General features: G+C 69.2%; 15 protein-coding genes. 1 reads left to right on the forward strand and 14 read right to left on the reverse strand.

Annotated elements, in window-relative coordinates; genetic code table 11:
• Positions 1-57: 57 nt before the first annotated feature.
• The 8 genes from FHT32_RS28970 to FHT32_RS29005 form a co-directional block, all read right to left on the reverse strand.
• Entirely contained in the window at positions 58-1,326 is a 1,269-nt protein-coding gene (locus tag FHT32_RS28970) for a TCR/Tet family MFS transporter (protein ID WP_176668008.1), read from the reverse strand.
• Between the two features lie 27 nt (positions 1,327-1,353).
• Positions 1,354-2,307 (reverse strand): glycosyltransferase family 2 protein, encoded by a 954-nt coding sequence (locus tag FHT32_RS28975; protein ID WP_176668009.1) that lies wholly within the window; start codon positions 2,305-2,307, stop codon positions 1,354-1,356.
• Positions 2,308-2,577: 270 nt separating this feature from the next.
• Positions 2,578-3,405 (reverse strand): ChbG/HpnK family deacetylase, encoded by an 828-nt coding sequence (locus FHT32_RS28980; RefSeq protein WP_176668010.1) that lies wholly within the window; start codon positions 3,403-3,405, stop codon positions 2,578-2,580.
• Positions 3,398-5,005 carry a glycosyltransferase family 39 protein gene (locus tag FHT32_RS28985; RefSeq protein ID WP_176668011.1) on the reverse strand — a complete coding sequence of 536 codons (1,608 nt, stop codon included), beginning with the start codon at positions 5,003-5,005 and terminating at the stop codon, positions 3,398-3,400. Before FHT32_RS28985 ends, FHT32_RS28980 begins: the two co-directional genes overlap by 8 nt.
• Positions 5,002-6,060, reverse strand: coding sequence for a glycosyltransferase family 2 protein (locus tag FHT32_RS28990; protein ID WP_176668012.1), 1,059 nt, complete (start codon positions 6,058-6,060; stop codon positions 5,002-5,004). Before FHT32_RS28990 ends, FHT32_RS28985 begins: the two co-directional genes overlap by 4 nt.
• The gene (locus FHT32_RS28995; protein ID WP_176668013.1) at positions 6,057-6,653 is read right to left on the reverse strand and encodes a phosphatase PAP2 family protein; all 597 of its coding nucleotides are present in this window, start codon (positions 6,651-6,653) and stop codon (positions 6,057-6,059) included. Before FHT32_RS28995 ends, FHT32_RS28990 begins: the two co-directional genes overlap by 4 nt.
• Before the next feature lie 170 nt (positions 6,654-6,823).
• Entirely contained in the window at positions 6,824-7,276 is a 453-nt protein-coding gene (locus tag FHT32_RS29000; protein ID WP_256099209.1) for a hypothetical protein, read from the reverse strand.
• Positions 7,277-7,447: 171 nt separating this feature from the next.
• Positions 7,448-8,080, reverse strand: a complete 633-nt coding sequence (locus tag FHT32_RS29005) for an OmpA family protein (protein WP_176668014.1) — start codon at positions 8,078-8,080, stop codon at positions 7,448-7,450.
• A 276-nt stretch (positions 8,081-8,356) separates the two neighbouring features.
• Between FHT32_RS29005 and FHT32_RS29010 the strand changes: the two genes are divergently transcribed.
• Entirely contained in the window at positions 8,357-8,749 is a 393-nt protein-coding gene (locus FHT32_RS29010; RefSeq protein WP_176668015.1) for a hypothetical protein, read from the forward strand.
• Positions 8,750-8,841: 92 nt separating this feature from the next.
• Here FHT32_RS29010 and FHT32_RS29015 read toward each other — a convergent pair whose 3' ends face one another.
• From FHT32_RS29015 to FHT32_RS29040, 6 genes are all read right to left on the reverse strand, one after another.
• Positions 8,842-9,402 (reverse strand): isoprenylcysteine carboxylmethyltransferase family protein, encoded by a 561-nt coding sequence (locus FHT32_RS29015; RefSeq protein WP_176668016.1) that lies wholly within the window; start codon positions 9,400-9,402, stop codon positions 8,842-8,844.
• A gap of 29 nt (positions 9,403-9,431) precedes the next feature.
• Entirely contained in the window at positions 9,432-10,190 is a 759-nt protein-coding gene (locus tag FHT32_RS29020; RefSeq protein ID WP_176668017.1) for an SDR family NAD(P)-dependent oxidoreductase, read from the reverse strand.
• 23 nt (positions 10,191-10,213) lie between these two features.
• A complete protein-coding gene (paaZ, locus tag FHT32_RS29025; protein WP_176668018.1) occupies positions 10,214-12,286 on the reverse strand; it encodes a phenylacetic acid degradation bifunctional protein PaaZ in 2,073 nt (690 codons plus the stop codon).
• Between the two features lie 151 nt (positions 12,287-12,437).
• Entirely contained in the window at positions 12,438-13,169 is a 732-nt protein-coding gene (locus FHT32_RS29030; protein WP_176668019.1) for an ABC transporter ATP-binding protein, read from the reverse strand.
• Positions 13,166-15,079 carry an ATP-binding cassette domain-containing protein gene (locus FHT32_RS29035; protein WP_176668020.1) on the reverse strand — a complete coding sequence of 638 codons (1,914 nt, stop codon included), beginning with the start codon at positions 15,077-15,079 and terminating at the stop codon, positions 13,166-13,168. The genes FHT32_RS29030 and FHT32_RS29035 overlap by 4 nt, the downstream gene beginning before the upstream one ends.
• Positions 15,076-16,104 (reverse strand): branched-chain amino acid ABC transporter permease, encoded by a 1,029-nt coding sequence (locus FHT32_RS29040; RefSeq protein ID WP_176668021.1) that lies wholly within the window; start codon positions 16,102-16,104, stop codon positions 15,076-15,078. Before FHT32_RS29040 ends, FHT32_RS29035 begins: the two co-directional genes overlap by 4 nt.
• Positions 16,105-16,221: the final 117 nt, after the last annotated feature.

A 16,221-nucleotide genomic window follows, 5' to 3' on the forward strand; every position in this document is an offset into this window, starting at 1 on the left:
GGGGCGGGCGAACGGGCGCTGGAGGAGGGTGGCGCGGATGTTACGCGACCGGCCGCGTCAGGTCGGCTCGACCACCGGCGCCGTGCCGCCGGCCTGCGCCGCCGGCCGCGTGTAGCGCCACGCGATCAGCACGCCGATGCCCAGGAACATCGCGGCAATGAAGAACGGCGCGCCCGGCAGCTGTACGGGCGAGTCCGCGGCGATGAAGTAGCCGAAGCTGCCAGCGAACATCGCGGGCCCGACGATGCCGGCCACCGACACGAGGCTCGTCAGCGCGCCCTGCACCCGGCCTTGCTCGGCGGCCTCGACCTGCCGCGTGACGAGAGCCTGCGCCGCCGGCGCGGCAAAGGCCAGCAGCGTGCCGAACGGCAGCGCGGCCAGGAAGATCCAGGCCGCGTCTGCAAGGCCGTAGATCACGAAGCCGAGCACGCCGCAGCCCAGCCCGAAGAGCAGGGCGTTCCGCTCGCCGAAGCGCTTCACGCCCGGCCCTATCAGCAGCACGTTGACCAGCACGCTGAGCACGCCCACGAGGCCCAGCACCCAGCCCACGGTGTCTTCCTTCCAGCCGAACTGCCGGTCGGCGAACAGCACGAACACGCTGGGGTACACGTACTGCGCGAGGTTCATGAGGAAGATCACCGCCGCGAGGCCGAACACCTGCGGATGGCGCTTCAGCAGCACCAGCGAGCCGATCGGGTTGGCGTGCGACCAGTCGAACCTGGGGCTGCGCCGCTGCGGCGGCAGCGACTCGGGCAGCACGAACCAGCCGTAGCAGACGTTGAGCATCGTCAGGCCGGCCGCGAACCAGAAGGGCAGCCGCGCGTCGATGTGGCTCAGCTGCCCGCCGAGCACAGGCCCGAGCACCAGGCCCACGCCGAATGCCGCGCCCACGATGCCGTAGCTCCTGGCGCGCTCTTCCGGCGTCGTCACGTCGGCGATGTAGGCGTTGGCCGCGGTGAGGCTGGCCGAGAACACGCCCGACACCACCCGGCCGATGAAGAGCCATGGCAGGCTGTCGGCCAGGGCCATGAACGCGAAATCGACGGCCAGCCCCAGGCACGACAGCAGGATCACCGGCCGCCGCCCGAAACGGTCGGACAGCACGCCCTGGATGGGCGAGCAGATGAACTGGATCACCGCGAACGCCGTGCCGAACACCGCGATCCAGTAAGCCGCAGTCGCGGTGCTGCCACCGGCCAGGCGCTCCACCAGGTGCGGCAGGCCCGGAAGGATCAGCCCGAACGCCAGGAAGTCGATCAGGACGGTGACGAAGATGAAGGCGAGCGCGGCGCGGCGCGCTCGTGGTGCTTGAAGGGGCTGGCTCATCGCGTTGTTCGTTCGGGCCCGTTGTGTTCAGCCGCTCTTGCGGCTCAGGTACTCGCCCACGCGGGGGCGCGCCTCGCGGATGCCGCCCAGCCGGCCGAGCAGGCCGTCGAGCACGCCGAACATCAGCGCGAGGCTCTTGCGCAGGCGGTCGCGCTCGAAGATCAGCATCGGCAGGATCTGCTTCAGCGTGTAGACATTGATGAACAGGATCGCAGGGAAGGCGCGCACGTGCGCGAGCGAGAGGTCGAGCGCGTTGCGCGTGATGTAGTAGCGCCGCGCGGCCGGGTAGTTGATGACGTGGATCTTCCAGCCGAACAGCGACTTGGCCTGCAGGTCGCCGATCTGGTGCCGCAGCACGACGGCCGGATTCAGGTAGAGCGGCACCTCGCTGCGCAACGCGCGCATGCAGTAGTCGGTGTCGACGTGGTCGATCACGTAGCGTTCGTCGAAGCGGCCGATCTTCGTCCACGCGGCGCGCGAGATCAGCGAGCCCGAGGAGATCATGAAGGCGCAGCGGACCAGCGGTTCGGTGAAGGGCTTGCGCAGGTCGAACTGGTAGACGCGCTTGCCCTCGAGGCCGAACTGGGGAATGAGCGCATCGAGGTTCGTGTCGTGCACGAGCGGGCCGATCAGGAAGGCGGCGCCTTCCCTTCTTTCGCCAGCCGAAGCCGCGGCCTTGCACATCTCGTCGAAGTAGCCGGGCGGCAGCACGGAGTCCTGGTCGAGCAGGAGGAAGAGTTCGGCGCCGCGAGCCTCGAGCTCCGCGATGCCTCGGTTGAACGCACCCGCGATGCCGCCGCGGTTGCCGTTGTGCAGCACTGCGATTCCTGCATCGACCAGTGCGCCATGCCAGTCGCCTGCTTCCGGCGTGTTGTCGACGACGCACAGGCGCGGGCATGAGCGCAGGAGCGTGTGGAGATTCGCCAGCTGCCCGTCGGTGGGAAAGTACGTGACGACGACTGCACCGAACGACAAGGACATCGCGTTTCTCCGGGGAGTGAAGGCCGGAGCGCGAGCCCGAACCGACGGCGATTCTAAGCATCGCTTCGCGTGCGAATGAGCGGTGTCGCGCCCCTCGAAGGGGCGCGGAGAGCGGCTTCAGGAGGGCTTCGGCCCTTGTTCCTGTCCTTGTTGATACGGAAGTGTGAGCCTGGGCGGTGTGCGCGTTCGTTCGCTATAGCGAATTCGTATCCAATCGTCGGATATTGCAGGCTGCGAGTGGCTCATGAAATTTTTTGATGGCGTCAGCCATCAGGCCCGTCGCAAGGTTTGCGACAGCGGCGCGAGCTCGATCCTTTCACTTCCACCGGCCGCTTCGAGCCGCAGCCCGAGCAGCGCCGTGTACTCGCGCAGCCGCGCGCCGCCGTGCGGATCGCCGGGCGCGATGCCGGCGGAGGGGTGGCACATGAGCACGTCGCCGGTGCGGCAAGCCGACAGCCAGTCGGACAGGCGCCGCTCGTGCTGCTCGATGTCGCCGGAGAAATCGTAGACCCCCAGAAGCCGGCTGCTGGTGGGAATGCCGCGCTTCGCGGCCAGCGCGTTCAGGCGCGAGCCGCCCAGCGAATGGATGATCCGCGCCTTCAGCCGGTCGGGGCCTTGGCGCAGGCCCGGCGCCGTGCTGCGAATCCATGGCGGCGAGCCCGCATAACGCCGCGCGATCTCTTCCACCAGCAGCTCGCGCACCACCGGGAACTGGTGCACGTGCCGGTGCCCGTCCACGAAGGCGGGCGCGCGGCCCATCGCGTCCTCGAAGCGCGTCAGCTGGTCGCGGATGTCGGCCTGCACGCCTGGCGCGAACACGGTGCGCGTGTAGGTGCGCGCGATCAGTCCGCCGAGCCCGGGCTCGGCGCCGCCGGCATGCGCGGGGCGCGTGAGATCCAGATGCAGGCCGGCGTCGAACCTCGCCGGGTCGAGGCGCCTGAGCATCCTCGCGCCGGCAAGCCACACCTCGCGGCGCACCATGGCGCTGGTCGCGGAAATCCTGCCCTGTTCGGCGAGGTCGAGCACGGCCGAGTTGATGCCCGCGCTCATGCCGAAGTCGTCGGCGCAGATGCAGAGGTAGCGCAGCGGTTCACTCATCGCCGTGCGTTTGCGAGGACTGCGCGGAAGCGGGTGCGGGGGCGGGCGCCAGCGGCGCATCCAGGCAGTGCGGGTCGCCGGTGGGGCTGCCCGCGAAGCGCCATGCGGCGATGCCTTCGTTCACCGCCACCAGTTGCGCCCGGAAGAGCCAGGGGTTCGCGAGCTGCGCCGTGTTCGAACCCACGAGCCAGGTGGTGCGTGGCACGCACAGCGTGTCCGCGAGTTGCGTGCGCTCCACCAGCGTGCGGGCGGCGCGTGCAGGGTCGAAACCGGCGGCGTCGGAGATCTCCTTGCGCCAGTTGTCGCGCGTGTCGAGGGCGGCGGCCTTCCAGTCGTCCGACACCAGCACCGGATCGCGCAGGTTCCAGTAGAAGGGAATCTCGTAGTGGTAGCTGTCGAGCATCAGCACCTGGTCACCCGGTGCCACCGCTTGCCCAGCCGGCAGCTTCAGCCGCGTGCCCGGAGGCGAGGCATACATCGCCACGGCGATCACGCAGCCTATGCACACCGCCGCGGCCGCCAGCGCCGTCGCGCGCACCTTCGGCAGCAGCGCGTCGAGCGAGCGGCCCGCCAGCACGCGCTGCGAGATCAGGTACGCCAGCGGCGGCAGCGCGGGCAGCACGTAGCCGATGAGCTTGGAGCGCGGCAGCGAGAAGAACACCACGATCACCGCGAGCCAGATCCACATCAGCCGGTCGATGTCGGGCGCCCTCGCCGCGTCGTTCGATCCGTTCCCGCCGCGAGGCACCAGCACCCATGCGAACCAGGGCAGCGTGAGGCCGGCGAGCACCGGCAGGTAGAACCAGAAGCCATGCTCGTTGTTGAAGCCCGTGGACGCGAAGCGGCGGAAGTGCTGCGTGACGACGAAGTAGTCGAAGAACTCCGGGTACTTCATCTGCACGGCGACGAACCAGGGGCCGGCCACGATCAGCAGGACGGCCCAGCCCGGCAGCCAAAGGGCGAGCCGCAGCGCCGCGAGCCTGCGCGTCGCGGCGCACCATGCCGCGATCACCATGGCGGGCAGCACGAGGCCGATCAGCCCCTTGGCCAGCAGCCCGGCCGCGCCGAACAGGTAGGCGCCGGCCAAGAGCGCCCGCCATGGTTCCTCGCGCTCCCTTGCCAGCGCGGCGCCGGCCGCCAGCAGCACCGTGCCCGAGATGCAGCCCGCCACCAGCATGTCGAGGTTCGCGAACTGCGCGCCGATGAAGAAGAAAGGCGTGGTCACCAGCACCACCGTGGACAGCAGCGCCAGCCGCACCGTCGACCACCGGCGCAGGAAGAGGAAGAGCGCCGCGGCCGCCGCGCCGCCGCCGAGGATCGAGGGCAGCCGCGCCGCCCACTCGACCGGGCCTGCGACCGCCATCGCGGCCGCGCCGATCCAGTAGAACAGCGGCGGCTTGTGGAAGAAGGGCAGGCCGTCGAGCCGGGGCACCAGCCAGTCGCCCGAATGCAGCATTGCCAGCACGACGCTGCCGTAGCGGCCTTCGTCGGGCGCCATCAGCGGGCGGATCCATGCCGTGGCCAGCAGCCAGGCGAAGAGGGCGACGATGAGCCATAGCGGTTGCGGGGCGGTCCACCATGCGGGGGCGGATCGTTTCATGTCTTCCCGGTCTCGAGCCCCGTGCCGCGTTCGTGGCGCACCACGTACAGCGGCCGTCCCTTGACCTCCTCGTAGATGCGGGCGATGTACTCGCCCACGATCCCGGTGGAGATCATCTGGATGCCGATGAAGAACATCAGGCTCACGACGATGGTGGTCCACCCCGAGACCTCGTTGCCGAACAGCAGATAGTCGATGACCACGTAGGCGCCGTAGGCGAATGCCGGCACCGCCAGCATCAGGCCCGCCACGCTGACCGCGCGCAGCGGCCACGTCGTGAAGGCGGTGAGCCCGTCGATGGCCAGCCGCACCAGCCGTCGCGTGTTGAAGGTGCTCCTGCCTTCGGCGCGCGGCGCGGGCGTGTAGGGCAGCGCCACGGCGCGGAAGCCCACCCAGGCGTACAGGCCCTTCATGAAGCGGCTGCGCTCGGGCAGGCTCATGAGCGCGTCGACCACCTTGCGGTCCATCAGGCGGAAGTCGCCCGCGTCCTTGGGCACGGCGAAGCGGTCCGACGCGTTGAGCAGGTTGTAGAAGAGCCTGCTGCCGATCTGCTTGAAGCGGCTCTCGTCGCTGCGCTGCTCGCGCACCGCGTACACCACCTCGGCACCGGCCACCCACTGCGCGATCATGGTGTGGATGAGCTCGGGCGAGTGCTGCAGGTCGCCGTCGAGCAGCACCACCGCGTCGCCCGTGGCGGCGGCAAGGCCCGCGGTGAGCGCGGCTTCCTTGCCGAAGTTGCGCGACAGCGAGATGCAGCGAAAGCCCGAGAGCTCGCACCATGCCTCGGCCACCGCGACGGTGTCGTCGGTGCTGCCGTCGTCCACCACGATGATCTCCCAGCGCATGTGCGTGTCCCAGAGGATGTCCTCCAGCAACGGCAGAAGGTGCCGCAGGTTCGCGGCTTCGTTGTAGCAGGGGATCACGCAGGAGATGCTGCGCGGCGCGGCCGATAGTTCGGACGGCGCCGCGGCGCTCGTGTGCGGCGCCGGGGCATCGGCCTGCGGCAGGCGCACCGGCGGGCGCGAATGCCTGCTGTTGTCGGTCGAAGAGATCATGGAAGCCTCCAGGGCGAAGCGGCCGCGTTCCTGTTGTCGCGAGTGCGGCCGGCCGGCGACGTTGGAAAAGAAACGAATCGGTGCGCAAGCCGCTGCGCGATGGCGGCCAGGCCGGCGATCGCGGCGCCGAGCAGCAGCCCGGCCGCGATGTCGATGGGGAAATGCACGCCCACGTAGATGCGCGCCCAGCCCGTGGCGGCGGCCAGCACCAGCAGCGGCACGCCGAGCCTGCGCAGGCTGGGGCGCAGCAGGAAGGCGAGCGCAACCATGAACATCACGGTCGCGTGCGTGCTCGGCAGCGAGCCGCGGCCAGCGTGCTCGATGTAGGAGGGCACCAGCCCCAGCACGAAGGGGCGAGGCGTGTTCAAGGAGCTTGCGACCGCATGCGAGACCATCGACGCGAGGCCCGAGAGCGCCGCCACGACGAACAGGTAGGCGCGATCGGCGCGATGCCGCCACAGCGCGTAGACGAGCACGCCCGCGCACAGCCAGGCGCCCCAGAGCGCGAAGGCCAATGCGACGGACAGCACCCACGGGGTCGGCTGGCTGCCGGCCGCGAGCCATTGGAAGAGCGTGAGGTTCAGCGCATTCATGACGCCACCTTGGGCGGGTTCTGGAAAACGGAGGGCGTGCGATGCCGCGCGGCGGCGCGATAGACGCGATCGGCGCAGCAGGAGAAGCTGGACATGTCGGACCTTTCGACAGGGAAGAGAAGGCCCGATGCGTGGCGCAGCGGACCGCCCGACGCGCGAGGCGCCGTGTCTCAGGTGGCGGAAGGTGGAGCGACGGTCGGCGGCAGGCGCCGCCAGGGTTGCGCCGGAGGCGGTGCGCCGCCGTGGGGCGGCACGTGTTCGGGCGCTTCACGCGCGACGGGAACGGCCAATCGCGAAAGGGCCACCGCCAGCGGCAGCAGTGCGAGCACCATCGCCATCAGCGCGTTCAGCGCAAGGTCGAACGCGCCGGGCAGGTCGATGCTCGCGGGCGCCTGTGCGAACAGGGTGGTCTCGCGGTCCGCCGGATGATCCGCGCGGTCCTCGGCCTCGAACTGAGTGGTGTCGCTCGCGCTGCGCACCCGCAGCATCGGCTCGTCTTCCAGCCCGTCGCAGCGGAAATGCACCGCGATGAAAGGCTGCAGAAGAACCAGCAGCATGCCCGCCACACACCACGCCTTGTGGTGTGCCTCGACAAAACGGCGAACGCGCGCGAGCAGCAGCATGCAGGAATGCTAGGAGGCTCGTGTGAACGGAACCTGATCGGGCGGGTCAGCATCCCGCAAGGTTCAGGATGACGCCCTTATTAAAGGGGCGTCGAGGATGAGGCGCATTGGCACCAGCAGGGCCGCACCGGCCTGCGGTGGCCAGTGCGTAGCGCCTTCGCCAGGACCTGCTTACTGGGAGACCGGCTTCAGGTAGATCTCGACGCGGCGGTTCTGCATGCGCCCGTCCTCGGTGGCGTTGCTCGCCACGGGCTGGGTCTGGCCTCGCCCTTCGGTCGTGAGGCGCGCGCTCTTCACGCCATGGTCGACGAGGTAGGCACCCACGCTTTGCGCGCGCCGCTGCGACAGCGCCATGTTGTGCTCGGCATTGCCGGTGCTGTCGGTGTGGCCGACCACGCGCGCGTTGATGTTGGGCTCCTGCGCGATCGTCTGGGCCACGCCGTCCAGGACGTTGCGGAACGACGGCTTGATGGTGGCGCTGTCGGTGTCGAAGGTCACCTGGCTGGGAATGTTGAGCTTCAGCGAGCCGTCGGGCTGATCGATGATCTGCGTGCCGGTGTCCGCGGTCTGGTTGCTGAGCTTGTTGCGGACGTTGGTCCAGTTGTAGCCGACGCCTGCACCCACGGCCGCACCGACCGCCGCGCCGATGGCCGTGCTCTTCTTGTCGCGACCGATGAGGTTGCCCACCCCCGCGCCGACCGCCGCGCCTGCGCCGGTGCCTACGGCCGTATGGGTTGCTTGCTCGGATGCGCAGCCCGCGAGGAGCGCGGCAGCGATGGCGAGAGAGGTCAGTGTGATCTTCATGTTCTTCCCTTTTCGATGTTTCGGATCCGGATCGGCGACGTCCGCGGCCTGCCGCGTCGGCTTTCGATCCGAAGGGAACAACTCATGCAGGCGCAATCGCGCCGACAGCGAAGGCCTCGCAGGGGCCATGAAGCCTCATCTCTTCCTTGCGGGCGTGAAATAGGTCTCGCGCCGTACGGCTCGTCACACATCGGCGTAAACATTCGTCAACTGCGTTGCCGCACGGGCGTTGGTCGCTACATGCACGTGCTTTCGTGCGATTCACAAGGAGCGATCTTGAAGAAGACCCTTTTCCTGCTGGCGGCCAGTTCCGTCCTCGCCGTCTCTGCCTTTGCACAGCAACCAGCCGCTCCCGCGACGACCAGCCCTGCCACGGCGCCGGCTGCTGCCACCGCACCTGCTCCTGCGGCGACGAAGCCCGCTGCTGCGCCTGCTGCCGCTGCGCCCGCCACGCCCGCAACAACCGCTCCCGCAGCGGCCAAGCCCGCAGCCGCGCCTGCCGCCGCCACGCCTGCAGCGGCACCCGCCGCCGGCCAGGTTTGGGTCAACGGCAAGGTCTATCACTGCGCCAACGACAAGTACTTCGGCAAGACCAAGCGCGGCTCGTACATGTCCGAAGCCGACGCGAAGGCCAAGGGCGCGCACGTCGCCCATGGCAAGGCTTGCTGAGCGTCGAGGCCACGTGAATAGCGCCCCTGACGGGGCGCTTTCTCTTTGCTGCAGCGGAAAGGTGTTGCCCGCTCTTGAGCAGAGCGGCAGCCCTAGAACACGAACGGAATGAAGCGCCTGGTGCCGCGCATGTATGCACGGTAGTCGTCGCCGAAGTGCGCGATGCATTCCTGCTCGTCGCGCAGCGCCGTCATGAACAGCAGCACCGTGGCCGCCAGCACCAGCGCCAGCGTGAGCCAGCTGAACTGCTTCATGAATGCACCCCAGGCCAGCAGCATCAGCGCCGTGTACATGGGATGGCGGATGTAGCGGAAGGCGCCGCTGTTGACGATGGCCGATGTCTTCTCGAAGCCGTAGAGCGCGGGGTCGTCGTTGCGCGCATCGCTGGGCTTGCCCTGGGCCTTGAGCAGCCGAACCGCATGGATCGGCAGCCAGATCGACGCCACGAAGAAGAGCGAGGAAACGATCTGCCTCGGCGAGAACGGATCGTCATGCCACCAGGGCAGGTTGACCACGATCAGCACCAGCATGCACTCCCACGCGAAGAAGCGGTAGAAGCCATGCGAGCCCGGCTGGCTCAGCGGGCCGCGCGACACGTACACCAGCGCGGCCGTGCCGGCGACGAAAAGGAAGATCTGGATCCAGAAGAGCATGGCCGGCGAATTTACACGGCCCGCGGCCTTCAGCCCGAAATGGAGAAGCCGCCGTCTACGGGTATTGCGGTGCCCGTCACGTAGTCCGACGCGGCGCTGGCGAGGAACACGGCGGTGCCGGCGATGTCGGCCGGCTGGCCCCAGCGGCCCGCGGCGGCGCGGACGTTCACCCGTTCGTAGAGGCCCGGCACCTGGCTGCGCGCACCATCGGTCAGCTCGGTTTCGAACCAGCCGGGCAGGATCGCGTTGACCTGGATGTTGTCGGGCGCCCACGAGAGCGCCGTCGACTTGGTGAGCTGCACGATGCCGGCCTTGCTCGCCGCGTAGGCTGGTGCGTAGGCCGCGCCGAAGATCGACATCATCGAGCCGATGTTGATGATCTTGCCGCCGCCCGCGGCCTTCAGGTGCGGGTGCGCGGCGCGGCTGCACAGGAAGGCGCTGGTGAGGTTGGTGTTCATCACCTTGTGCCAGTCGTCCAGCGGGAGCTGGTCGACCGGCTTGCGGATGTTGGTGCCGGCGTTGTTGACGAGGATGTCGAGCCGCCCGGTGCGCGCGGCGGCTTCGTCGAACAGCTTCTGCACCGAGGCCTCGTCGCTCACGTCGGCCTCCAGCGCGAAGCTGTCGCTGCCGAGCGCCTTCAACGCCTCGACCGCCGCGGCCGACTTCTGTGCGTTGCGCGCAGCCACGATGACGCGGGCGCCGGCCCTGGCCAACCCCTGGGCCATGCCGAGGCCGATGCCCCCGTTGCCGCCCGTGACGAGCGCTACCTTGCCGGTGAGGTCGAACATGGAGAACGAGGAAAAAGATGGCATCAGGCGTTGGCCGAGGCCGCGGCGGCTTCGGGCTTCTTGGAAACGAGGGTCAGGATATCGTAGCTGGCGACCAGCTCGCCGTCCTGGTTCGTCACCTCCACGTCCCATGCGACCACGCCCTGGCCCTGGCCGCTCGCGTCCTTCTTGTTGCGGTCGATCTTGCGCTTGCAGGTCAGGCGCGCGCGGATGGTGTCGCCGATGGCCACCGGCTTGGTGAAGCGCAGCGTGTCCAGGCCGTAGTTGGCCAGCACCGGCCCCGGCGCGGGCGACACGAACAGGCCCGCCGCCGCCGACAGCACGAAGTACCCGTGCGCAATGCGCTTGCCGAAGGGCGATTCCTTGGCCGCCACCTCGTCGAAGTGCATGTAGAAGTAGTCGCCCGAGATGCCGCCGAAGGCCACGATGTCGGCCTCGCTCACCGTGCGGCGGTGCGTGAGCAGCGAGTCGCCGACGCGCAGGTCCTCGAAGTAGCGGCGGAAGGGGTGCACCTCGCTCTCGTGCACGGCCGCGCCGCGCACGTGCTCGCCGGTGATGGCGGCCAGCATGGTGGGCGAGCCCTGCACGGCGGTGCGCTGAAGGTAGTGCTTCACCGCGCGCAGGCCGCCGAGCTCCTCGCCGCCGCCCGCGCGGCCCGGGCCGCCGTGCTTGAGCTGCGGCAGCGGCGAGCCGTGGCCGGTCGACTCGGCGGCGGCCTCGCGGTCGAGCACCAGAAGGCGCCCATGCCATGCGGCGGCCACCGGAATCGCCTTGGCAGCGGTCGCCGGATCGCGCGTGACCAGCGTGCCGACCAGGCTGCCCCGGCCGCGCGCGGCCAGCGCCAGCGCCTCGTCGATGCCGTCGTAGGGCATCAGCGTGCTGACGGGGCCGAAGGCCTCCACGTCATGCGCGGCGTCGTGCTCCAGCGGCTTGCGGCTCAGCAGCAGCGTGGGCGCGAAGAAGGCGCCTTCGCCCACGCCGTCGCCCACCGGCGAGAAGCCGTCGCGCTCGCCGTACACCAGCTCCGCACCCTTGAGCAGCGTCGCCACGCGTTCTGCCACGTCGGCCTGCTGGTCGCGCGAGGCCAGCGCCCCCATGCGCACTTCCTCGCGCGAGGGGTCGCCGACGACCGTCTTCGCGAGCCGCGCGCGTAGGCGCTCGGCCACCGCGTCGAGATGCTGGCGCGGCACGATCGCGCGGCGGATGGCCGTGCACTTCTGGCCGGCCTTCACGGTCATCTCGCGTGCGACCTCCTTCACGAAGAGATCGAACTCCTCGTCGTCGGGCGTCACGTCGGGCGCGAGGATCGCGCAGTTCAGCGAGTCGGCCTCGGCGTTGAACGGGATCGACTGGCGCACGATGTTCGGATGCACGCGCAGCTTCGCGGCCGTGTTGGCCGAGCCGGTGAAGGTGACCACGTCGGGTCCCTCGAGCCGGTCGAGCAGGTCGCCCGTGCTGCCGATGACCAGCTGCAGCGCACCTTCGGGCAGGATGCCGGACTGCACGATCAGCCGCACCAGCGCCTCGGTGAGATAGCTGGTGGCCGTGGCCGGCTTGCCGATGCAGGGCATGCCCGCGAGGAAGCTCGGCGCGAACTTCTCGAGCAGGCCCCACACCGGGAAGTTGAAGGCGTCGATATGCACCGCCACGCCGCCGCGCGGCACCAGGATGTGCGTGCCCGCGAAGCCGCCCTTCTTGCCGAGCGGGAAGGCCGGGCCTTCATGCACCAGGTTGCCCGAGGGCAGCTCGTTGGTGCCGATGCCGGCGTAGGCGCTCAGCGTGCCGGCGCCACCCTCGATGTCGATCCAGCTGTCGGCGCGTGTGGCGCCCGTGTGGGCCGAGATGGCGTACAGCGTTTCCTTGTTCGCCGCGAGGAACTTGGCCAGCGCCTTGAGCCGCTCGGCGCGCTGCTGGAAGTCGAGCTTCATGAGCGCGGGAATGCCGGTGCGGCGCGCATAGGCCAGCGCCTCGGCGAAGTCGATGGCCTCGGCATGCGTAGCGGCCACGGGCTTGCCGTTGACGGCGCTGCGCAGCTGCTGCGCGGCCTGCTGGCCGATCCAGCGGCCGGCGATGTAGCTTTGGAGGGTGGTGGTCATGGGCGGTGTCCTTTCGCGATATCTGTCTTGCTCCTTCCCCCGCTGGGGAAGGTCGGGATGGGGGCAAGCGGCATCGGTTCGGCGCAGTGCTTTTCGGCCGCCGCATGCCCCCACCCCAACCCTCCCCCAGCGGGGGAGGGAGGAAATCAAGTCACTCTTTCTTGCCGATACCGAGGTAGGTATCAATGATCCGCTGGTCGTGCAGCAGGTCGCGCGCCTTGCCTTCGAGCGCCACGGCGCCCATCTCCAGCACATAGGCGCGATCGGCCACCTGCAGCGCGGCGCGGGCGTTCTGTTCCACCAGCAGCACCGACACCCCGTGGCTGCGCAGCTGCGACACCACGCGCAGCACCTCGCGCACCACCAGCGGTGCGAGGCCCAGCGAGGGCTCGTCGAGCATCAGCAGGCGGGGCCGCGCCATCAGCGCGCGGCCGATGGCCAGCATCTGGCGCTCGCCGCCGGAGAGCGTCGATGCCATCTGCGCGCGGCGTTCCTTCAATCGCGGGAAGATGGCGAAGATCTCGTCCATGCGCGCACGCTGGTCGCGCTTGCCCTTGCGCCACTGGTAGAAGCCGCCGAGCAGCAGGTTGTCTTCGACCGACATCTCACCGAACAGCTCGCGCCGCTCGGGCACCAGCGCCACGCCGCGCGCCACCATGGTCTCGACGCTGGGGCGCGCCACGCGCTCGCCGTCCAGCAGCAGCTGGCCGGTGGAAGGCAGCAGCCCCATGGCCGCGCACAGCAGCGTGGTCTTTCCGGCGCCGTTGGGACCGATGACCGTGACGATCTCGCCCTCGTTCACCTGCAGCCGCACGCTGTGCACCGCTTCCACGGAGCGGTAGGCGACGCAGAAATCCTCCAGCCGAAGAATGGGATGGCTCATCGTGCGTCCTCCAGCAGTTCGTCGTCGGCGCCGCCCAGATAGGCTTCGAGCACGCGCGGGTTGGCCTGCACTTCGCCGGGCGTGCCGGTGGCGATGACGGTGCCGAACTCGAGCACCGTGATGCGGTCGGCAAGGTTCATCACGAACTCCATGTCGTGCTCCACCACCAGGATGCCGAGGCCCTCGGCGCGCAACTGCGCGAGCAGCTCCGAGAGGGCGCGCTTCTCCAGGTGGCGCAGACCGGCGGCAGGCTCGTCGAGCAGCAGCACCGAAGGCTGACCCGCGAGCGCGCGGGCGATTTCCACCACGCGCTGCTGGCCGAGCGAGAGCGACGCGGCGGGCGTGTCGGCATGCGCGCCGAGGCCGCAGCGTTCGATCTGCTTGCGGGCCTCGGCCATCAGCGCGGCCTCTTCGGCGCGGTCCAGGCGCAGCATGGCCGACAGCCAGCCGCGCTTCGCACGCAGGTGCGCGCCGAGCGCCACGTTCTCGACCACGCTGCGCTGGCCGAGCAGCCGCACGTGCTGGAAGGTGCGGCCCAGGCCGAGCGAGGCGAAGGCGCGCGAGGGCTTGCCCGACATGGGCTGGCCGACTAGGCGCACTTCGCCGGTGGTGGGGTCGTCCACGCCCGAGATCATGTTGAAGAAGGTGCTCTTGCCCGCTCCGTTGGGGCCGATCAGCGCATGCACCTCGCCGGCCTTCAGCGTCATCGAGATGTCGTTGTTGGCCACCAGGCCGCCGAAGCGCTTGCTCACCCCGTCGGCCTGCAGCAGCAGCGTGCCGGCGGCCGGCACTGCGCGCTGCGCGAGCTGTACCGTGGTCGATACGGCTGGGCCGGCACCAGCGGCGCGCGGCACTTCGCGCACCCAGCGGCGCGACAGCCGAGCGAGCGTGGGCCACAGGCCGTCTGCGAAGCGCTGCAGCACGAAGAGCATCAGCAGGCCGAACACCACCACCTCGAAGTTGCCGCTGGTGCCCAGCAGCGCGGGCAGCACGTCCTGCAGCTTTTCCTTCAGCAGCGTGATCAGCGTCGCGCCCAGCACCGCGCCCCACAGATGACCGGCACCGCCGACCACCGCCATGAACAGCATCTCGATGCCGATGTTCAGGTTGAAGGGCGTCGGGTTCACGAAGCGCTGCATGTGCGCATAGAGCCAGCCCGAGACGGCCGCGAGCAGGGCAGCCAGCACGAAGAGCTTGATGCGGTGGCGCGCGGTGTCCACGCCCATCGACTCGGCCATCAGCCGGCCGCCCTTGAGCGCGCGGATGGCGCGGCCCTCGCGCGAGTCGAGCAGGTTGTGCATGGCCCACAGCGCCAGCAGCAGCACCGCCCAGATCACGACGCCCAGCATGCGCGGCGTGGCGAAGGACACGCCCGCCACCACCAGCGGCGGAACGCCGGTGATGCCGGTCTGGCCGCCGAGGAACTCCATGTTGCCCAGCAGGAAATACAGGCTCAGGCCCCAGGCGATGGTGCACAGCGGCAGGTAGTGGCCCGAGAGCTTGAGCGTGACAGCGCCGAGCGCCCACGCCAGCGCGAAGGTCAGCACCAGCCCCAGCAGCAGGCCCAGCCACGGCACCAGCGCCGAGCCTGCGAGGCCGCCGAGCCAGCCGGCTGCGGTGGGCGAGGTGCAGATCCACGCGGTGGCGTACGCGCCCATGCCGACGAAGGCGGCCTGGCCGAAGGAGGTCATGCCGCCCACGCCGGTCAGCAGCACCAGGCCCACCGCCACCAGCGCATACAGGCCGATGTTGCTGAGCACGCTGACGGTGAACTCGGGCAGCCAGCCCCAGGCCAGGGCAAGCGCGACGATGAAGACGAGGGTGAGCACGCGCGGCGTCACGAGCGGGCGGCCTTCGGGCGCCGCGTTGGCGGCGGTGGATGCGGTTGCGTGTGAAGACGACGGGTTCATTCCTCGTCCTCCACATGATGGCTGTTCAGCGAGCGCCACAGCAGCACCGGGATGATCAGGGTGAAGACCAGCACTTCTTTGTACGCACTGGCCCAGAAGGAGGAGAAGGCCTCGAGCAGGCCGACCAGCAGCGCGCCCGCGAGCGCCAGCGGATAGCTCGCGAGCCCGCCCACGATGGCGGCCACGAAGCCCTTCAGGCCGATGAGGAAGCCGGTGTCGTAGTAGACCGTGGTGATCGGTGCGATCAGCAGGCCCGAGATGGCGCCGATCACCGCTGCCAGCGCGAAGCTCAGGTCACCCGAGAGCTCGGTGGGAATGCCCGACAGCCGTGCGCCCACGCGATTGATGGCGGTGGCGCGCAGCGCCTTGCCGATCATCGAGCGGCCGAAGAACCAGAACATAGCGATCACCAGCACCAGCGTGACGCCGACCACCACCAGCGACTGGCCGTTGACGGGAATGCCGCCGAGGTCGAAGCGAGCTTCCGAGAACGCGCTGGTGCGCGAGCCTTCGGCGCCGAAGAAGAAGAGCCCCAGGCCCACGAGCACGCCATGCAACGCCACCGAGACGATCAGCAGCATCAGCACGCTGGCATCAGCCAGCGGCCGATAGGCGATGCGATACAGCAGCGGACCCAGCGGCGCGATCAGCACCAGCGTGGCGATCGACTGCATCGCGAGCGACGTGGGCTTGAAGCCGAGAATCAGCACCGCGGCGATGGCCGGAAAGGCCACGCACCAGGTCAGCGCCGAGCGCCAGTCGACAGTGGCGCCGCGCTTCCAGCGCCAGGCCTCCACCACCAGCACGATTACGGCCAGCGCAAGCAGCAGCCACAGCGTGGAGGGCGCCCGCCCGCCCTGCAGCGCGGCCATCGACAGCGCACCGAAGGCGACGAACTCGCCCTGCGGGATGAAGATCACGCGCGTGACCGAGAACACCAGCACCAGCGCGAGCGCCATCAGTCCGTAGACCGCGCCGTTCACGATGCCGTCCTGCCCCAGCAAAAGGGCAATCTGCAAATCCATAAAACAACCTTCGGGCGTCGCCCGTGACTCAATTCAGGAACACCGAGGAACCGGCTTTGCCGGGCCTCTGGTGTTGCCCCCGGTAGGGGGTGGGAGAAGCGACACGAAGTGCGCGGA

Origin of the sequence: Variovorax sp. SG517, assembly GCF_013376045.1 — a bacterium.
GTDB lineage: Bacteria > Pseudomonadota > Gammaproteobacteria > Burkholderiales > Burkholderiaceae_C > Variovorax.